The sequence below is a fragment of the Terrabacter terrae genome, from assembly GCF_039529575.1.
Classification (GTDB): Bacteria; Actinomycetota; Actinomycetes; order Actinomycetales; family Dermatophilaceae; genus Terrabacter; species Terrabacter terrae.
The window spans coordinates 1,515,130-1,532,420 of sequence record NZ_BAAANB010000021.1 but is presented as its reverse complement, the minus strand read 5'-3'; the positions used below and the strand labels follow the sequence as shown (position 1 = coordinate 1,532,420).

Annotated in this window: 17 protein-coding genes; 6 read left to right on the top strand and 11 right to left on the bottom strand. The window is 72.1% G+C overall.

The window, feature by feature from the left end:
• Positions 1-65 precede the first annotated feature (65 nt).
• Together ABD194_RS17375 and ABD194_RS17370 are read left to right on the top strand one after the other, a co-directional pair.
• Positions 66-794 (top strand): SGNH/GDSL hydrolase family protein, encoded by a 729-nt coding sequence (locus tag ABD194_RS17375; RefSeq protein WP_343993673.1) that lies wholly within the window; start codon positions 66-68, stop codon positions 792-794.
• A gap of 67 nt (positions 795-861) precedes the next feature.
• A complete protein-coding gene (locus ABD194_RS17370; RefSeq protein WP_343993671.1) occupies positions 862-1,878 on the top strand; it encodes an NHL repeat-containing protein in 1,017 nt (338 codons plus the stop codon).
• Positions 1,879-1,961: 83 nt separating this feature from the next.
• Here ABD194_RS17370 and ABD194_RS17365 read toward each other — a convergent pair whose 3' ends face one another.
• From ABD194_RS17365 to ABD194_RS17355, 3 genes are read right to left on the bottom strand one after another with little or no spacing between them, the layout of a single operon-like run.
• Positions 1,962-2,915 carry a hypothetical protein gene (locus ABD194_RS17365; RefSeq protein ID WP_343993669.1) on the bottom strand — a complete coding sequence of 318 codons (954 nt, stop codon included), beginning with the start codon at positions 2,913-2,915 and terminating at the stop codon, positions 1,962-1,964.
• Positions 2,912-3,676 carry a cytochrome b N-terminal domain-containing protein gene (locus tag ABD194_RS17360; RefSeq protein WP_343993667.1) on the bottom strand — a complete coding sequence of 255 codons (765 nt, stop codon included), beginning with the start codon at positions 3,674-3,676 and terminating at the stop codon, positions 2,912-2,914. Before ABD194_RS17360 ends, ABD194_RS17365 begins: the two co-directional genes overlap by 4 nt.
• Complete coding sequence (locus ABD194_RS17355) at positions 3,673-3,849, bottom strand: hypothetical protein (RefSeq protein WP_343993665.1); 177 nt, start codon at positions 3,847-3,849, stop codon at positions 3,673-3,675. The genes ABD194_RS17360 and ABD194_RS17355 overlap by 4 nt, the downstream gene beginning before the upstream one ends.
• Positions 3,850-4,094: 245 nt before the next feature.
• Between ABD194_RS17355 and ABD194_RS17350 the strand changes: the two genes are divergently transcribed.
• The gene (locus ABD194_RS17350; protein ID WP_425580000.1) at positions 4,095-4,958 is read left to right on the top strand and encodes a 3-hydroxybutyrate dehydrogenase; all 864 of its coding nucleotides are present in this window, start codon (positions 4,095-4,097) and stop codon (positions 4,956-4,958) included.
• 69 nt (positions 4,959-5,027) lie between these two features.
• The gene (locus tag ABD194_RS17345; RefSeq protein WP_343993663.1) at positions 5,028-6,980 is read left to right on the top strand and encodes a helix-turn-helix domain-containing protein; all 1,953 of its coding nucleotides are present in this window, start codon (positions 5,028-5,030) and stop codon (positions 6,978-6,980) included.
• Between the two features lie 52 nt (positions 6,981-7,032).
• On the opposite strand, the gene ABD194_RS17340 is transcribed toward ABD194_RS17345, so the two are convergent.
• The 6 genes from ABD194_RS17340 to ABD194_RS17315 form a co-directional block, all read right to left on the bottom strand.
• The gene (locus ABD194_RS17340) at positions 7,033-7,962 is read right to left on the bottom strand and encodes an alpha/beta hydrolase (RefSeq protein ID WP_343993661.1); all 930 of its coding nucleotides are present in this window, start codon (positions 7,960-7,962) and stop codon (positions 7,033-7,035) included.
• Positions 7,959-9,107 carry a branched-chain amino acid ABC transporter permease gene (locus ABD194_RS17335; protein ID WP_343993659.1) on the bottom strand — a complete coding sequence of 383 codons (1,149 nt, stop codon included), beginning with the start codon at positions 9,105-9,107 and terminating at the stop codon, positions 7,959-7,961. Before ABD194_RS17335 ends, ABD194_RS17340 begins: the two co-directional genes overlap by 4 nt.
• Complete coding sequence (locus ABD194_RS17330; protein ID WP_343993657.1) at positions 9,104-9,988, bottom strand: branched-chain amino acid ABC transporter permease; 885 nt, start codon at positions 9,986-9,988, stop codon at positions 9,104-9,106. Before ABD194_RS17330 ends, ABD194_RS17335 begins: the two co-directional genes overlap by 4 nt.
• Positions 9,985-10,707: an ABC transporter ATP-binding protein gene (locus ABD194_RS17325; protein WP_343993655.1), complete on the bottom strand. Its 723-nt coding sequence runs from the start codon at positions 10,705-10,707 to the stop codon at positions 9,985-9,987. Before ABD194_RS17325 ends, ABD194_RS17330 begins: the two co-directional genes overlap by 4 nt.
• A gap of 68 nt (positions 10,708-10,775) precedes the next feature.
• Entirely contained in the window at positions 10,776-11,510 is a 735-nt protein-coding gene (locus ABD194_RS17320) for an ABC transporter ATP-binding protein (RefSeq protein ID WP_343993653.1), read from the bottom strand.
• Positions 11,511-11,526: 16 nt separating this feature from the next.
• Complete coding sequence (locus ABD194_RS17315; protein WP_343993651.1) at positions 11,527-12,747, bottom strand: substrate-binding domain-containing protein; 1,221 nt, start codon at positions 12,745-12,747, stop codon at positions 11,527-11,529.
• A 247-nt stretch (positions 12,748-12,994) separates the two neighbouring features.
• On the opposite strand from ABD194_RS17315, the gene ABD194_RS17310 reads away from it, so the two are divergent.
• Positions 12,995-13,960 (top strand): NAD-dependent epimerase/dehydratase family protein, encoded by a 966-nt coding sequence (locus ABD194_RS17310; protein WP_343993649.1) that lies wholly within the window; start codon positions 12,995-12,997, stop codon positions 13,958-13,960.
• A complete protein-coding gene (gene sigJ, locus ABD194_RS17305) occupies positions 13,957-14,928 on the top strand; it encodes an RNA polymerase sigma factor SigJ (protein ID WP_343993647.1) in 972 nt (323 codons plus the stop codon). The genes ABD194_RS17310 and sigJ overlap by 4 nt, the downstream gene beginning before the upstream one ends.
• A gap of 13 nt (positions 14,929-14,941) precedes the next feature.
• Here the strand turns inward: sigJ and ABD194_RS17300 are convergent, their stop codons facing one another.
• Together ABD194_RS17300 and dxs are read right to left on the bottom strand one after the other, a co-directional pair.
• Positions 14,942-15,259: a hypothetical protein gene (locus ABD194_RS17300; RefSeq protein ID WP_343993645.1), complete on the bottom strand. Its 318-nt coding sequence runs from the start codon at positions 15,257-15,259 to the stop codon at positions 14,942-14,944.
• 62 nt (positions 15,260-15,321) lie between these two features.
• Entirely contained in the window at positions 15,322-17,187 is a 1,866-nt protein-coding gene (gene dxs, locus ABD194_RS17295) for a 1-deoxy-D-xylulose-5-phosphate synthase (protein WP_343993643.1), read from the bottom strand.
• Positions 17,188-17,291: the final 104 nt, after the last annotated feature.

Below are 17,291 nucleotides of genomic sequence, written 5' to 3'. Positions count from 1 at the left end.
CTGACGGTGTCGAGCGGGCCCCGGTCGACCCCGACCGTCAGCACTTCGCCGGAGAGTCGAACGTCATGGGACGTCCTGAATTGTCGGTTCCCGGTGTTACGTTCAGCCGCTCGCAGGCCGACGTCGCCCACGACATCGCGGCCCAGACCGAGGCCTCCTCGTTCACCGACGCCACCTGCAGCGGGGCAAGGACCAGCGACTTCTTCTCCTCGCAGGCACCCGGCGTCGCCCCGCAGCTCGATGCGGTCACCGAGCACACCCGGCTGGTCACCATGACCTTCGGCGGCAACGACGAGGGCGTCTTCTCGGGCTCCTTCTTCGGCTGTGCCACCATCTCCTCGACCGACGTCACGGGCAACCCGTGCGAGCGCACGTACGGCCCGACCTTCACCGACCTGATCGAGAACCAGACCTACCCCCACCTCGTCGCCGCGCTGACGGCGGTGCGCAAGAAGGCGCCGGCCGCCACGGAGGTCATCCTCGGCTACCCGCGCATCCTGCCGGCGATCGGCCAGCTGTCCTGCTACCGCTCGATGCCCATCGCCATGGGTGACGTCCCTTGGCTGAACCACGAGCAGGACGTGCTCAACGCAGCGGTCAGCCGGGCGGCGCGCGAGACCGGTGCGCGGTTCGTCGACATGACCCCCAGCTCCTTGGGGCACGACGCCTGCCAGCCGGCCGGCCAGCGGTGGATCGAGCCGGCGATCGCACCGGTCAACGCCTTCCCCGTGCACCCGAACGCCCTGGGCGAGGCGGCCATGGCACGCCAGGCGCTGCTCCAGCTCGGACACTGACGGACGGCCACGGGCCCCTGCAGCCCGCTCCCCGGCGGGTCACAGGGGCCCGGCCTAGGGTCGTCCGATGAGGTGCGCCTCGTCCCTCGCCGCAGGGCTCGGCCTGACGCTCGTCCTGGCCGGCTGCACAGGCGGGTCCACGCCCACGCCCACGTCGCAGGCCGGCCGGGGGGCGGGCACCAGCGCCCACGGCAGCCCCTCGAGCAGTACGCCGCCCACCGGCTCCCCCGCGCGTACGCCGTCAGCGAGCCCCGCGCATACGCCCGCGCCGTCCGGGCCCGCGACCTCAACCAGCCCACCCACACCCGCGAGCTACCGCCTCGACGTGGTCCGCCGGGGCACGGACCACCCCGACGACCTGGCGCTCGACGCTGCGGGCGCCCTGCTCTACAGCGACTACACGAGCGGGACCATCACTCGGCTGAACCCGGACGGGTCGGCGACCGTCCTGCACCGCGGGCTACCGGGACCCGAGGGCATGGTTCTCCTGCCGGACGGAACGCTCGTTGTCGCCGAGCAGGACGCCAACCGCCTCGTCGAGTTCAAACCCGGCCGGTCCACGCCGATCGTGCTGGCCGCCCTGCCCGGCACCTCCGTCAAGGCCACCTGCCACCAGGGCGTCGACGGCATCGCCTGGGACCCCGCCACGACGAGCCTCGTGGTGCCCGACCCGGTGACGGGCACCGTCTACCGCATCTCTGCCGACGGGACCTCGCGCTCGGTCCTCGCCCGCGGGTTCGTCCGCCCGGTCGGAGCGGCCGTCGGTCCCGACGGCAGGGTCTACGTCGCCGACGAGTGCGGCGGCGGCGTCTGGAGGTTGGGTCCCGGCGGGTCACGGGTCCGTGTCGCCGAGGCCGTCATGCCGGACGACCTCGCCTTCGATGCAGCCGGGAACCTGTTGGTCACTGACGTGCGCCACACGCGGCACGACGTGCGCGGGTGGCCCCGTGGAGGAGGGGCCCCCACCGTGCTGGCGCGCTCCGGCCTTTTCGAGCCCCAAGGCCTGCTCGTCAGCCCTTCGGGCACCATCTTCGTCGCCGACGACCAGGCCCGCCTCGTCCTGCGCCTGACTCCCCGGCGCTGACCGCGTCGGCGCCGGTCACCCATGTCAGCGGGGTATGCCGTGTGGCCGGGCGTATGCCGTGTGGCCGGCGCGGTGCCAGGACCTCAGCGTGGACGCTGCTTCCAGATGAGCCGATGCACCCCGAGGTGCTTGGGCAGCGTGCGCAGCCCGGGGATCCAGGGGATGCAGATGAAGCCGATGCTCAGCAGCACCATCAGTGCCCAGACCTGCACGTCGGCGTTGTCGGACGTCGAGAAGGGCGGGACCTGGTACCAGAAGGTGTACAGCCACAGCCACGGCTGGCCGGGGTAGTTCCCGGTCTCGTTCATGATCCCCCACTGGTCCCCGCCGAGGTTCTGGGCACGCGCCCGGTCCTCCAGGTGCGAGCCGTCCGCGAGCAGGAGCAGCGGCTTGGTGCTGTCGACGCCGAAGAAGCTCGTCCGCGACGTGAGCAGCCCCTCGAGGGCGCCGCTGGCGGCGAGCGCCAGGACACCTCGGGCCAGGACCGGCACGGGCCCGTACTCCCCCGGTGCCACCTTGGCGGGGTCGCCGTCCGGCGCCTTGCCGACAGCGTCCGAGTAGCTCTGCGCCCAGCTCGTGCGCTGGTCGGGGGTGGCTGCAGACCACTGTCGAAGGGCTGCCGCGACGAGGGGCTGCGCGGAGAGGGTCCGCAGCGGGCTGACGACGAAGTCGTTCGCCGGATCGACCGGCTCCGTGACACCCGGCGGCTTCTGCAGAGAGGCCGGGCCGAGGGCCTGTCCCTCGCCGGCCGTGTTGTACGGCGGCCCGTAGGTCGCCGAGGTGGTCGTGCCGGCCAGCTCACCGGTGGCGGTGGCCACCACGTCGTTCGGGGCCTGACGCGCCCACTGCTGCAGGGAGATCGCCGGCTCGTCCGGCGACGAGAAGACGATGGCTGCGACGACGGCGAGAACGAGCATGACCACCAGCGCGATCACGAACTCCTTGACCAGGTCGTAGCGCCGGGTCGGGAACGCGTGCGAGTCGGGCGCCCAGGTGGCGCCTCGTCGCTCGCTGCGCGGAACGCGTACGGTGCTCACGGCCGCACACCCGAGCTCGTGCGGGCCCGCTCGTCGCTGCTCACGTCGGGAACGGGGCGACGTGCCGAGGGTTCGGGAGCAGCGGGCGGCAGAGGTGGTCCCGGCTGCATCATGCGGTCGGGCGCCTCTGCGCCGATCGGCGGGACGACGCCGCGTCGGCGCACCAGCAACAGGTGGAGGCCGACGATGGTCCCGACGACGAGGGGCAGCAGGGAGACGTGCCAGAGGACCATCTGGCCGACGTTCATGACGTTGAAGTACGCGCCGATCCCCGCCGCGTTGAGGCCGTCCTTGGCCTGCGTGCTGATCCACTGCGAGTCGAAGTTCGTCTGGATGAGGTAGCCGGTGAACGCGGTGCCGAGAGAGCCGAAGAACGCGAGCGCGCCGGTGGCCCAGGTCAGTCCGCGGTGCCCGCGCCAGGCGGCCATGAAGAACTTCCCCCACAGGTGGATGACCATGGTGGCGAAGAAGAGCTCGACGCTCCAGAGGTGCACCGAGTTGACGAAGTGGCCGACGGAGCTCGAGTGCCACCACATGACGCCCCCGAGGGTCAGCACCAGGCCGGACACGATGACGACGACGAGGCTCGCGAGGCAGGCGACCCCGAAGACGTAGACCCACGACGCGACGTACGCCGGTTGCCGGTCGGGCAGCCACTGCCCCTTGGGCACGAGGCCCTCGATCCACGCGGTCAGCTTGGCCGTCCAGGTGCCCGAGCCGCCCGCCACCGGTCGGGTCGACTCGGTGGGGCGGGCGCTCATGGCTGCTCCCCCTCCTCGTGAGGCGCCGGGAACGGGAGCAGCACCGCAAGGACGAACACGAGCAGCATCACGAGGATGGTGACGAGGTTCGCCACGGTGATCGTGAGGAACCCCCACTGGACGACCGCGCCGGCAGGTGTCGGCTGCGTCGCGGCGGCGAGAGTGTTGGACATCGAAGACCTCCTGAAGCGTGAGGATCTGCGAGTCGCTCCTGCGCCAGTAGGTCTACTACGTCTTGTAAGACTAAAACCGTCGCCGCGTGCCGGCAGGTGGTTGGACAGAATCACGGCCCCCGGCGCCGGCGCCGGGGGCGCGCGCGGTGCAGTGGCGCCCACGACGTCCGTTGCACATGTGATCGGCCGTTTTGTGTTCGGCGACCACACAGGTGACTCACTGGACCGCTACCTAGGATTCCCGCATGCCAGACGCCCGCGACGACGCACGCGACCACGCCACGGACCACGCCAGCAGTGGTGCCCCGGACCGCCGGGACCCGGCACGCTTTCCCGTCAACGAGCCGATCGACCTCACCGGACGGACCGCGCTCGTCACCGGCGCCGCGAGTGGCATCGGGGCGAGCGTGGCGCGGGCGCTCGCGGCTGCAGGCGCCACCGTCCACGCCGTCGACCGGGACGAGGACGGCCTGCGGGCGCTCGCCGACGGGTTCGGCGGTTCCGGCAGGTCCTCCATCGAGACCATCGCCACCGACCTCGCCGACCTCGACGGCCTCACCGCGCTCCCCACCGCGATCGACATCCTCGTCAACAACGCCGGGGTCCAGCACGTCAGTCCGATCGAGGAGTTCCCGCTCGAGCGCTTCGACCTGATCCTCGACCTCATGCTCGTGTCGCCGTTCCGGCTGATCCGCCAGACGCTGCCCCACATGTATGCCGGCGGCTGGGGTCGGGTCATCAACATCTCCAGCGTGCACGGCCTCCGAGCCAGTGCCTTCAAGTCCGCCTACGTCACGGCGAAGCACGGGCTCGAGGGCCTGTCGAAGGTCGTCGCCCTCGAGGGCGGCCCCCGCGGCGTGACCTCGACGTGCATCAACCCCGCCTACGTTCGGACTCCGCTCGTGGAGGCCCAGGTCGCCGACCAGGCCCGCACCCACGGGATCCCCGAGTCCGACGTCGTCGAGAAGGTGATGCTCGAACCCGTCGCCGTGAAGCGGCTCGTCGAGCCCGACGAGGTGGCCGCCCTCGTGCTCTTCCTCTGCGGACCGGCCTCCGCGTCGGTCAACGGCACGTCCTTCTCGATGGACGGCGGGTGGACCGCGCACTGAGCGAGTGCCGCCGCGACCTCGTCATGATCCAGGAGCCCGCCACGCGCCCCAGCCACCTAGGATCTCCGCGTGACCACGAGCCCCGAGACGCGGACGCCCGCCCAGCGCCCCTCGACCTCCAGCGAGCGGCTCGGGGGGGCCGGCCGGCGGGAGCAGCCCGCACAGCTCGATCAGGTGGTCCACCTGCTGGAGCTGCTCGCTGCCGACGCGCCGGTGGCGACGGTCGCTGCGGTCGAGGCGCCCGTGGCGGCGCGCGAGCTGGCCCTGCGGATCGCGAGCGCTCGCGAGGTGCACCGGAAGCGCGAGGCGGGACTGGCGGCCCTGCTCGACACCGCCCGCGAGCTGGCGACGGCGAGCGACCCCGGCTCGGTGCTCGATGCCATCGTGCGGCGGGCCCGTCGCCTCGTCGGCACGGACCTCGCCTACCTCACGCTCTACGACCCCGCGGCCGGCGACACCTTCATGCGGGCCACCGACGGCTCGGTCTCGGCGGTCTTCCAGTCCGTGCGCCTCGCCCTGGGAGCAGGGCTCGGGGGCCTCGTCGCGTCCACTCACAAGCCGTACTGGACCGCCGACTACTGGTCCGACGAGCGCTTCCGGCACACCGGTGCCATCGACGGCGCTGTGGGCGAGGAGGGCATCATCGCGATCTGCGGTACCCCCCTCATCGTGGAGTCGAACTTCGTGGGGGTGCTCTTCGCAGCCAACCGCTCCTCCCGTCCCTTCACCCGCGAGGAGGTGGCGCTGCTCGGCAACCTCGCCACCCTGGCGGCGCTGACACTGGTGCAGACCCGGGCGCTCGCCGACTCCGAGGGCGCGCTCGCCGCCCTCTCCGTCGCGCACGAGACGGTGCGCCAGTATGCCGAGGGCGTGGAGAAGGCGGCAGCCGCGCACGACCGGTTCGCCTCCCTGGTGCTCGGTGGCGGCGGGGTCGACGACATCACTCACGCCCTGGCCGAGCTGCTCGGCGGCTGGGCCGTGCTCGTCGACGAGAACGGCCGGCGCAAGAGCTCCGCCGGCCCCGCTCCCACGGTCGACGGTTCGGGCGCCGACCCTCTGGCCGCCCTCGATGCCTTGCCCGGCCTCGAGAACGGGCGGCTCGTCGAACGCGACGGTGTCTACGCGGTCGCGGTGACGGCTGCGCGCGAGCGGCTCGGCACCATCCTCGTCGGCGGCCTCAGCCTGATCGACTCCGACCAGCGGACCGTCGAGCGCGCGGGGGTGGTCACGGCCCTCGTCCTGCTCTTCGAACGGCAGGCCGCCGACGCCCGGCAGTCGGCCCGCAACCGCCTGGTCAGCGACCTCGTCAGCTCACGCGGCTCGCGTGAGGAGCGGCTCTCCCTGGCGCGCAACGTCGGCTTCGACCCGCAGCGGTCGTTCTGCCTGCTCGTCCTGCGCGGCGACGACCCCAACGGGCACCGGGCCCTGCTGATCTCCGCCAGTGCCGCCACCGGTGAGGCGTCCCTGGTCGGCAGCCACGACGGGGACGTCATCGCCCTCGTCCCCGGCACGGACACCGACGCCCTGGCCCGCACCGTGGCCGCCCGCATCGGCAAGCGCACGTGTGTCACCGTCGCCGGGGCCGGCCCCGTCGGCGACGTGGACGACATCGCGAAGGCCTACGAGGAGGGGCATCGCACGGTCGCGGCCCTGATCGCCCTCGGGCACCGCGGGACGGGTGCCGCCGCGACGCAGCTCGGCTTCGCCGGGCTCATCGTCGGCTCCGAACCCGACGTCTACGCGTACGTCCGCGGCCTGCTGGGCCCGGTCCTGGACTACGACGAGCGGCGCGGCACGGACCTCGTGGGCACGCTGGTCGCCTACTTCGCCTCGGGCGGCAGCCCGCGGCACGCCGCCGGCAGCCTCCACGTGCACGTCAACACCGTCTCCCAGCGGCTCGAACGCATCACGGCCCTGCTCGGGGAGTCGTGGCAGCAGCCCGACCACTCGCTGGAGCTGCAGCTGGCGCTGCGCCTGCGCGCTCTGCAGGCCTCGAGCCACGCCGGCACCGCCCGTTCCTGACGCAGCCGCGTGACCAGACGCACGGACGTCGACCCGCCCCGCCGCGGGGCGCTCAGCCCACGAGCAGCCGGTCGATCGCGTCGGCGACTGCGCTCGTGCCCCGGTCGTCGAGGATGACGTTGTAGTGGTTGGCGTCCACACGGGTCGCCCGAACCGCCGTGGGAAGGCCCAGTGCCGCGAGCCGTCCCTCGTCGTAGAGGCCCTGCGGCTCGTCGAGGAGGCCGCGCTCGGCCCACACCAGCTCGGTCTCGACCCCGCTCTCGACGGCCGCGCGCAAGGCGGCGTGCGTCTCCGCGTCGGCGAGGACGTCCGCGCCGTCGGCTCGTACCGCGTCGAGCACGCACGTGCTGCGCCACTGCCGGTCCGACGGGTCCTGCACGAGGTCGTGCTCGATGTAGGCGCGGGCCGCGTCACCGCCGGGCCCGTCCAGGATCGGCCCGAGTGCCGGGTGCGCGGACCAGAACTGCAGGTAGGCCGCGGGGTCGGCGAAGCGCATCGAGAGCCGGTCCATGGCCGGTCCGATGACGGCTTTCAGCGCCGCGTCGACGTCGACGCCGGGCGGCACCGGGAACGTCGCTCCCCCGTCGACCAGCACGGCGGCGGGGAAGCGCTCGGGATGCCGGGCTGCGGCCAGGGCGGCGATGAACGCACCCATCGAGTGCCCCACGAGGACCGGCGCCGCACCGAACACCGTGGCGATCGAGGTCAGGTCCTCGACGTGGGCGGCGAGACCGTAGGGCCCTGGCGCCGAACGGCTGTCACCGCGGCCACGCAGGTCCGGGGCGAGGAACCGGACGCCACCGGCACCGTGCCGGCGCCCGACCTCGTCGGCGACCCGGCTCCACGAGAGCCCGTTGGCCGTGATCCCGTGGATCGCCAGCACGACGGGCGCGTCGGGGGCCGGCGTGCCGAGGCTCAGGTCGTGGATGGCGAGGCTGCCCTCCGGCAGCTCGATGACGAAGGCGGACGAGGTGGTGCTCATCTGGATGCGGTCCTCCTGACCAGCCGGCCGCCGAGGCCCGTGAGGCCCGCCGGTGCGAAGTAGACCACGACCACGAAGAAGGCGCCGAGGATGAAGAGCGGCTGCGAGAGCACCTGTCCGACGACGTCGGGCAGGGACTGCACGAACGGGGCGCTGCTGACCTCGACGAGCCGGGCGTCCGCGTAGGTGTAGAGCACCCCGCCGAGCACCGCTCCCCACCGGCTTCCAGCACCACCGAGCACGACCATGACGAGCAGCGACAGGGTGAACTCCGACGTGGTCAGGTGCGGGTTGGAACCGCCGAGCACGAGAGCGTGCACCGCGCCACCGAGCGAACCCAGGAAGGATCCCAGCACGAAGGCGAGGAGCCTGACGCGGTAGGTGCCGAAGCCCAGGACCGCGGCGCGCTGCTCGTTCTCCCGGACGGCGGCCATGGCGTGTCCGGCCCGGGCGCGCACGACGAGGGTCACCACGACCCAGGCGACGACGACGAAGGCCAGGGCCAGCCAGTAGCGGTAGGGCGCGTTGGCGACCCCGACGAGCAGGTCCGGGACGGCACTGCGGTCGAGCGGGTGACCCTCCTCGCCGCCCGTCGCGCCGCCGGGGTTGCGCAGCACGATGATCGAGGCCGCCTGGGCGAAGGCCAGGGTCACCATGGCGAAGGCGATGCCGCCGACCCGGAGCGCGACGACCCCGACGACGAGCGCCAGCAGGGTCGACAGGCCGAGCGCCGTGACCAGCGCGAGTGGCAGGGGCATCGACCACTCCGAGAGCGAGATGGTGAGCAGGTAGCTGCCGGCCGCGACGAAGAGCGCGTGCCCGAAGCTCAGCAGTCCGGTGCGTCCGAAGAGCACGTCGTAGCTGAGGGCCACGCCGCCGATGACGAGGCACGTGGCGAGCAGCTGCATCGACCCGGGCCCGTTGACGCGTCCGGGGAGCACCCCGGGGACGTCGACGGCGACGTAGGGCAGGTAGGCGAGCACCCCGAGCACCAGCACAGCCGGGACGACCGTGCGGAGCCGTCCCAGCCTGCGACGCCTCTCCACGCCGGCGCCATCGCCCGCATCCTGCGCGTCCGTGGTGACGTGCGTCGATCCGGTCGGGTCCGTATGCGTGGAGCTGAGGTGGTCGGTGGGCGACGTCATGCCGTCGCTCCCTTCAGGGAGGTCGGTCGGAGCAGGAGGACCAGCGCGAGGAGCAGGACCACGGACAGGTCCCCGACGCCGGTGGCGGCGTAGTAGTTGGCGAGCTGCTGGACCAGTCCCACGACGACGGCGGCGACGGCGGTCCCGGTGAGCGAGCCCATGCCGCCGATCACGACGACGATGAAGGCGAAGATCAGCAGCGAGCCGCCCTGGGCGGGTGACACCGTCCCGGCGTACTGCGAGTAGAGCACCCCGGCCAGTCCGGCGGCGCCGCCGCCGATGGCGAAGACGAGGGTGAACGTGCGGTGGACGTCGATGCCGAGGGCCTCGACCATCGTGCGGTTCTCGACGCCGGCACGGATGACGAGGCCGAGACGGGTCAGGTGCAGCAGCGCGAGGAGGCCGCCGAAGAGGGCGAGGGCGACGAGGAGGTAGATGAGGCGGTCGTTCGGGAGCCGGGCCCCGAGCACGTCGGTCGTGGAGCTCATCCAGGCCGGCTTGTCGACCGGCCGCGGATCGGCTCCCCAGACGCCCTGTGCCGCAGCGACGCCCGCCAGCGAGAGGCCGACCGTGACGAGCACCTGCTGGATGTGCCGGCGGTAGAGGGGCCGGATGAGCACCACCTCGACCACCAGGCCGACCAGGCCACCGACGGCAACCGCGACGAGGACGCCGACCACGAGCCGGCCGGCCACCGGCCAGCCGGTGGGCAGGGCACCCATGGTGAGCCATGCGGCGTACGCGCCGGCGGTCATGAAGGCGCCGTGGGCGAAGTTGAGCACCCCCATCAGGCCGTAGATCAGGCTGAGGCCGCTGGCCGCGACGAAGTAGAGGGCGCCGAGCCCGAGGCCCGTGACGAGGATGAGGAGCAGATCGCTCACGCCGCCCCCTCCCGTCGCATCGACACCCCGAGCAGCTCACGCGTCAGCGCCACGTCGGCGACGAGCTCGGCCGCTGCGCCCCGGTGCACGACCTGACCGGCGTCGAGGACGACGACGCGGTCGGCGATGCGGCGCACGAGCGGCAGGTTCTGCTCGACGAGGAGGATGGGCGTCGTCCGGCTCACCTCGGCCAGGACATCGGCGACCTCGGTGACGAGCTTGGGTGCCAGGCCCTTCGTCGGCTCGTCGATGAGCAGGAGGGCGTTCTCGCGCAGCAGCACACGGGCCAGGGCCACCATCTGCTGCTGGCCGCCGGAGAGCGTCCCGGCGCGCTGGCCACGTCGTCGGACCAGCTCGGGGAAGAGTCGTTCGACCACGGGCGCGTCGACGCCGCGCTCGGGGTCCACGAGCCGCAGGTTCTCCTCGACCGTGAGGCCGCCGAACACCTCCCGGTCCTCGGGGACGTAGCCGATGCCACCGCGGACGATCCGCGCAGTGGCCAGCCGCTGGATCTCCCTGCCGTGCAAGCGGATCCGACCGGTTCGCGGTGCCAGTCCGATGATCGCCCTCAGCGTGGTGGTCTTGCCGACCCCGTTGCGTCCGAGCAGGGCGGTCACACCGGTCGCCGGCACGTCGCAGTCCACACCCTGGAGGATGTGGGAGCCGCCGTAGCGGACGTGCAGGTCCTCGATCTCGAGGACCGGAGTCGTCCGGGTCATCGGCTCCGCGCTGTTCCGACCGGTCGCACCGGTCGCATCGGTCGCATCGGATGATGGGCTGCAATGGGTCACAGTGCTTCTCCCAGGTAGGCCTGCTGGACCCGCTCGTCGCCGGTCACTTCCGGCGGCGCACCAACGGCGAGCAGCTGGCCGTGGTGCAGGACCGCGACCCGGTCGGCGAGCCCGAGCACGACGTGCATGTGGTGCTCCACCATCGCCACCGCGACCCCCGAGTCGCGCACCTCGCCGATGATCTCGGTCAGGCCGTCGACGTCCTCCGCCGAGACGCCGGCCATCGGCTCGTCGAGGAGCAGCACGGCCGGCTCCGAGGCGAGCGCCATGGCCAGCTCGAGCTTGCGTCGGTCGCCGTGTGAGAGGTCACGGGCCAGCGTCCGCGCGCGACCCGGCATACGCACTCGGGTGAGCAGGGAGTCGATCACCTCGGACGTCGCGGACCCGGCGCCACGGAACGGCGACAGCACGGCGCTTCCCGCTGCCTGGACCGCGAGACGCACGTTCTCGCCCGCCGTCAGCCCGTCGAAGAGGGCCGACGTCTGAAACGACCGTGCCAGTCCCATGCGTGCCCGCCGCGTCGCGCTCGCGTCGGTGACCTCCTTGCCCTGCAGCATGATTCGCCCGCTGGAGGGCCTCGTCACCCCGCTGAGGATGTTGACGAATGACGACTTGCCCGCCCCGTTGGGGCCGATGATGCCGAGCAGCTCACCGGCCCCAACGGTCAGGGAGACGTCGTCGAGGATCTGCGCGCCGCCGACCCTCCAGCCGACCGCCTCTGCGTTGATCACGTCGGGAGGTGTCCGATCACTTGAAGGGGGTGACGGGCGGGGCGACCGTCGCGGGGTCGAGCGTCTTGCCCAGCTGGGGGGTCACGTTGACGCCGTCCTTCTTGAGGGTCGCGGTGAACATCGGCTGCAGGAGGGCGTGGTCCTGCGCCCGGATCTCCATGGACCCCTTGGGACCGTCGAACTTCCAGCCCTCGAGGGAGGTCACCATCTCGTCGACGTCGTCCCCGCCCGCCTCGAGAGCGTGGACGATCATCTGTCCCGCGACGAACCCGTCGTTGGTGAAGAGGTCGACGCTGCCGCCCTGCTTCTTCAGCCCCGCGTCGAGCGCCTGGTATGCAGCGTTGTCGGCCGCACCGTCGAAGAAGTGGGAGAGGAAGTCGATCTTGGTCGCCACCTCGCCGAAGAGCGTGTGCGTCGCCTTGATGTCGAGGCCGGTCACCACCTTCGTGGAGTCGAACACCCCCTGCTGGCCCAGCGTGGTCCACATGGCTGTGGCGTTGGCGCCGGCCCAGGCGACGAAGAGCAGGTCGGGCGCCGCGCTCTTGACCTTCGTGGCGAACGGGGTGAGGTCGGTGGCTGCCGACGGAACCTCCACCGAGCTGACCGTGGCGCCCTTGGACCCGAGGACCGCCGTCACGGCGGCCACGTTGGCCTTGCCGAAGGCACTGTCCTGCGCCAGCACGGTCACCTTCTTGCCCTTGACGTCGCCGAGCATGCTGCCTGCGGTCGCCACGTCCTGGTAGGTCTGTCGGCCCGACCGGAAGGTGTAGCGGTTGGCGCCGGTGACGGCGTCGGCGGCTGCGGGGCCGGAGATGAACAGGATCTTGTTGTCCTTGGCGAGGGGCGCCACCTGCAGGGCCACGCCGCTCGCCGTCGAACCGGCGATGATCTTGTTGCCCTGGCCGATGAGGTCGGTCGCCGAGGCGACGGCCTTGGCGGGGTCTCCCGCGTCGTCCTGCTCGGTGATCTGGATCTGGTGCCCGGCCACGGCGCCGGAGCCCTTGGTCGCGTAGTCGATGCCGGCCGTCAGGCCCTGCCGGTACTGCCGGCCGTAGCTGGCCAGCGGACCGGACTTCGAGTAGACGAGCCCGACCTTGTAGGCGCTGCCCGCCGTGCCGCCCGCGGCGGCCCCTGTGCCGCCCCCTGCCGCCGCACCCGGCTGGCCCGGCGAGCCGCAGGCCGCCACCGACAGCGTGATCATGGCGCTCGCGAGCGCGACGCTCCACCTCTTGGACACCGATGTCCTCCACCTCTGGTGGGCGCTCGCGCCTTTGCCGCAACGAGATCCGTCGACGCCCAACCGTTCGGGCGAAAGTAGTTCAGCCCGGCAGCGGCGACGGTGGGACGCAACACCACAATGCTCTGGGATCTCATGTGCGTGGCCGCCACCTGTGAGGCCTTGCCTTCTCCCGTCGAGGTGTCACAGGACCGCAGGCTGTCTCGTCTGAGAGGGAGTAGGCAAGCAACGACAGAAGGAGTTGGCCATGAGGGTTCTGGTGGCTGGAGCAACCGGTGCCATGGGGCGGCAGCTGGTCCCACGCCTGGTGGAGGCCGGGCACGAGGTCCACGGGATGACCCGGAGCGAGACGAAACAGGCGTTGCTGCGTGGGCTCGGAGCGGTGCCGGTCGTGGCCGATGCCCTCGACCGCGAGCAGGTGGCGCGGGCCGTCGCACAGTCGCGCCCGGAGGTGGTCGTGCACCAGCTGACGGCCATCGGGCCGATGGACCTGCGGCACTTCGACCGGGCGTTCGCCCAGACCAACCGGCTCCGCACCGAGGGCACCGACCACCTGCTCTCGGCCGCCCGGGACGTCGGGGTGAGGCGGTTCGTCGCCCAGAGCTTCTTCGCGGGCTACGACCGGGTCGGGGGCGCCGTGAAGACGGAGGATGACCCCTTCGGCACCGAGCCGCCGGCCGGGATGGAGCAGACCGTGGGGGCCATCCGCCACGTCGAGGACAGCGTGCTGGCTGCGTCATGGGCGCAGGGTCTCGTCCTGAGGTACGGCGGCTTCTACGGTCCGCATACGTCCCTGGGCGTGGACGGCGAGCAGACCGAGGCGGTCCGGCGGCGAAAGTTCCCCGTCGTCGGCGACGGTGGCGGGGTGTGGTCGTTCGTCCACATCGCCGATGCGGCCGAGGCGACCGTGGCCGCCGTCGAGGGCGGCGCGCCGGGCGTCTACAACGTCGTGGACGACGAGCCCGCGAGCGTGGCGACGTGGTTGCCCGTGCTCGCTGCGTCGCTCGGGGCCCGGCCGCCCATGCGCGTGCCACGTCTGGTCGGCAGGCTCCTGGCGGGTGAGACTGGCACGGTGATGATGACCGAGCTGCGCGGCGCGTCGAACGCCAGGGCCAAGCAGGAGCTGGGCTGGGCACCGAGGCGCGCCTCGTGGCGGGACGGCTTCCGCGAGCTGGGTGCCATGGCTCGGGCCGAGAGCGGCACTGCGGCGTGACCGACGAGAGCCCGCCCACGGCGGCCATCCACGACCGCGAGCAGGTCCTGGCCGATCTGCGGCCGGTGGCCTTCGGCATCGCGTACCGGATGCTGGGGAGCGTCACCGAGGCCGAGGACATCGTCCAGGAGGCGCTGCTCCGGGTCCACCGCTCGCTCGAGGCCGGCGAGCGGATCGCCTCACCACGCGGGTTCACCGCCACGGTGACGACCCGGCTCGCGATGGACGAGCTGCGGTCGGCGCGCGTGCGGCGTGAGCGCTACGTCGGGGACTGGCTGCCGGAGCCGATCCTCACCGACCACCAGGGCGTCGACCTGGACCCGGCACGAGAGACGGAGACCGCGGACTCGCTCTCCATGGCACTGCTCGTGGTGCTGGAGAGCCTGTCGCCGGAGCAGCGGGCGGTCCTGCTGCTGCACGACGTCTTCGGCTACGGCTACGACGAGGTCGCGACCATCGTCGGCAAGGGCGAGGCCAACGTGCGCCAGCTCGCGGTGCGCGCGCGACGCCACGTCGAGGACCGTCGGCCGCGCTTTCCGACGACTCCCGAGCAGCAGGGCGAGCTGGCGAGCCGCTTCTTCGCCGCAGCCCGGACGGGCGACCTCGCGGGCCTCGAGTCGCTCCTCGCCCACGACGTCGAGCTCGTCGGCGACGGCGGCGGCAAGGCGCCCTCACTCGCCCGCTCGCAGCGCGGCCGCAGCCGGGTCGCGCACACCCTCACCAACTGGCTGCGCGCCCTGCGCCGCCTGCCCGAGTTGGAGATCCGGCTCACCCAGGTCAACGGCGGCCCCGGCGCGATGTTCCTCGTCGAGGCTCGTCTGGTGGCCGTCTGGTCTCTGGACCTCCGGGACGGGCAGGTCGCCGGCGTCCGAGCGATCGTCAATCCCGACAAGCTCGCCCACCTGGGGCCGGTCGGTGACGCCAACGCCCTGATCCGTCGCCTCGCGGGGTCGACGCCCGGCGACTGAGCGCTCGCTCGCCTCAGCGCCGCCGGTCTGCCACGATCCACGAGGCCGCCGCGCTGGCGGCGGCAACGGTCAGGACGGAGGGCCAGGCGCCGATGCGCTTGGCCAGCGGGTGCGATGCGCCGAAGCCGCCGAGGTAGACGGCGGCGAGGCCAGCAGTCGCCGGGCCCCCGCTTTTCGCGAGCCAGGTGCGCCCGGCATACACGCCGGCCAGGCCGAGCACGACGCCCCCGAGCGGGCGGATCCCCGTCTCGCGGGCGGCGACGAAGCCGCCGATCAGGCCGAGGGCTGCGATGGGGGCGGTCGTCACGTCTGCTGCGTCTCGAAGCTGCATCCCTCGATGGTAGGCAGCCGGCCTGCGCCGTGGAGGCCGGGGTCGCGCGGCAGGCCGCTTCGTCAGAGCCGGGGCTCGAGGTCCGCCACGACGTGCTCGGCCGTCAGGCCGAGGTCCTCGAGGATCTGGCCACGGGACGCGTGCTCGAGGAAGCGCTTCGATATGCCGTAGCCGTGCACGGGGACGGCGATGCCGGCCTCGCGCAGGGCGAGCGACACTGCAGCGCCGACGCCGCCGCTGACGAGGTTGTCCTCCACCACCGCCACCGCCTTGGCACGCCGGGCCAGCGCGACGACGTCGTCGCTGACCGGCAGGACCCAGCGCGGGTCGACGACGCGGACCGTCCGGCCGTGGGCGGCGATCTTCTCCCCCGCCTCGATGGCCAGGCCAGCGAACGCGCCGACCCCGACGACGAGCAGGTCCACCTCGTCCCCGGCGTTCTCGAAGAGCACGTCCAGGTCGCCGATCCGCCGCACCGAGTCGAGCGGGTCGGAGACGTCGCCCTTGGGGAAGCGGATCACGGTCGGGCCGTCGGAGACGTCCACGGCCTCCCGCAGCTGCGTGCGCACCTGCTCGCCGTCCCGGGGTGCGGCCAGCCGCAGCCCGGGCACGATCGAGGTGAGCGTCATGTCCCACATGCCGTTGTGGGAGGCGCCGTCGCTGCCGGTGACGCCGGCGCGGTCGAGGATGAACGTCACCCCGGCCCTGTGCAGCGCGCAGTCCATGAGGAGCTGGTCGAAGGCCCGGTTGAGGAACGTCGCGTAGACGGCGACGACCGGGTGCCTCCCGGCATACGCCAGGCCGGAGGCCATGGTGACCGCGTGCTGCTCGGCGATGCCGACGTCGAAGACGCGCTCGGGATAGGCGGCGGCGAACCCGTCGAGGCCGACCGGGATGAGCATCGCGGCGGTGAGCGCGACGACGTCGGGGCGGTCGCGGCCGATCGCGACCATCTCCTGGTTGAACTCGTCGGTCCAGATGCGCCCGGACACCTCGAACGGCAGGCCGGTCTCGGGGTTGAACTTGCCGACGCCGTGGAACTGGTCGGCCTCGTCGTCGATGGCCGGCTGGTAGCCGCGGCCCTTCTGGGTGATCACGTGGACGAGCACCGGCCCGCCGAAGTCCTTGGCCTTGCGCAGCGCCCGCTCGACGGCCTGCTCGTCGTGGCCGTCCACCGGGCCGAGGTACTTCAGGCCGAGGTCCTCGAACATGCCCTGCGGCGCGACGATGTCCTTGATGCCCTTCTTGACCCCGTGCAGCGTCTCGAACATCGCGCCGCCGACCACGGGGGTGCGGGCGAGCGAGCGCTTGCCCCAGTCGAGGAAGCGCTCGTAGCCGCGCGTCGTGCGCAGGGTCGCGAGATGGTCGGCCAGGCCGCCGATGGTGGGCGCGTAGGAGCGCTCGTTGTCGTTGACGACGATGACGAGCGGCAGGGTCTTGTCGACGGCGATGTTGTTGATGGCCTCCCACGCCATGCCCCCGGTCAGGGCGCCGTCGCCGATGACGGCGACGGTGTGCCGGTCGGTCTCGCCGGCCAGGCGCCGCCCCTTGGCGATGCCGTCGGCCCACGACAGTGCCGTCGAGGCGTGCGAGTTCTCGACGACGTCGTGCTCCGACTCGGCGCGGCTCGGGTAGCCGGAGAGGCCACCGCGCTTCTTGAGCTTGCTGAAGTCGTGGCGACCGGTCAGGAGCTTGTGCACGTAGGACTGGTGGCCGGTGTCGAAGACGAGCGTGTCGTGCGGGGAGTCGAAGACCCGGTGCAGGGCGATCGTCAGCTCGACGACGCCGAGGTTGGGACCGAGGTGACCACCGGTCTTGGAGACCTCCGTGACGAGGAAGGTCCGGATCTCCTCGGCGAGGTCCGGCAGCTGGGCAGCCGGCAGCGCCTTGAGCGCGGCGGGGCTCGTGATCGTCTCCAGCAGAGCCACGCGGCGCCGTCCTTCCGGTCCTTGTCGGTCGTCCATCGCCCGCCCGTCGGGCACAGGTGGGTCGCGGTCGAGTCTACGGCGCGTGGATCGGACGGTCCGAACCG

What these genes read in the sequence shown, in the direction of transcription:
- ABD194_RS17355 (WP_343993665.1), bottom strand. Translation starts at nt 3,849, where the DNA reads ATGTCCAACACTCTCGCCGCCGCGACGCAGCCGACACCTGCCGGCGCG.
- ABD194_RS17375 (WP_343993673.1), top strand. Translation starts at nt 66, where the DNA reads ATGGGACGTCCTGAATTGTCGGTTCCCGGTGTTACGTTCAGCCGCTCG.
- ABD194_RS17370 (WP_343993671.1), top strand. Translation starts at nt 862, where the DNA reads ATGAGGTGCGCCTCGTCCCTCGCCGCAGGGCTCGGCCTGACGCTCGTC.
- ABD194_RS17300 (WP_343993645.1), bottom strand. Translation starts at nt 15,259, where the DNA reads ATGCAGCTTCGAGACGCAGCAGACGTGACGACCGCCCCCATCGCAGCC.
- ABD194_RS17350 (WP_425580000.1), top strand. Translation starts at nt 4,095, where the DNA reads ATGCCAGACGCCCGCGACGACGCACGCGACCACGCCACGGACCACGCC.
- ABD194_RS17325 (WP_343993655.1), bottom strand. Translation starts at nt 10,707, where the DNA reads ATGACCCGGACGACTCCGGTCCTCGAGATCGAGGACCTGCACGTCCGC.
- ABD194_RS17340 (WP_343993661.1), bottom strand. Translation starts at nt 7,962, where the DNA reads ATGAGCACCACCTCGTCCGCCTTCGTCATCGAGCTGCCGGAGGGCAGC.
- ABD194_RS17335 (WP_343993659.1), bottom strand. Translation starts at nt 9,107, where the DNA reads ATGACGTCGCCCACCGACCACCTCAGCTCCACGCATACGGACCCGACC.
- ABD194_RS17360 (WP_343993667.1), bottom strand. Translation starts at nt 3,676, where the DNA reads ATGAGCGCCCGCCCCACCGAGTCGACCCGACCGGTGGCGGGCGGCTCG.
- ABD194_RS17310 (WP_343993649.1), top strand. Translation starts at nt 12,995, where the DNA reads ATGAGGGTTCTGGTGGCTGGAGCAACCGGTGCCATGGGGCGGCAGCTG.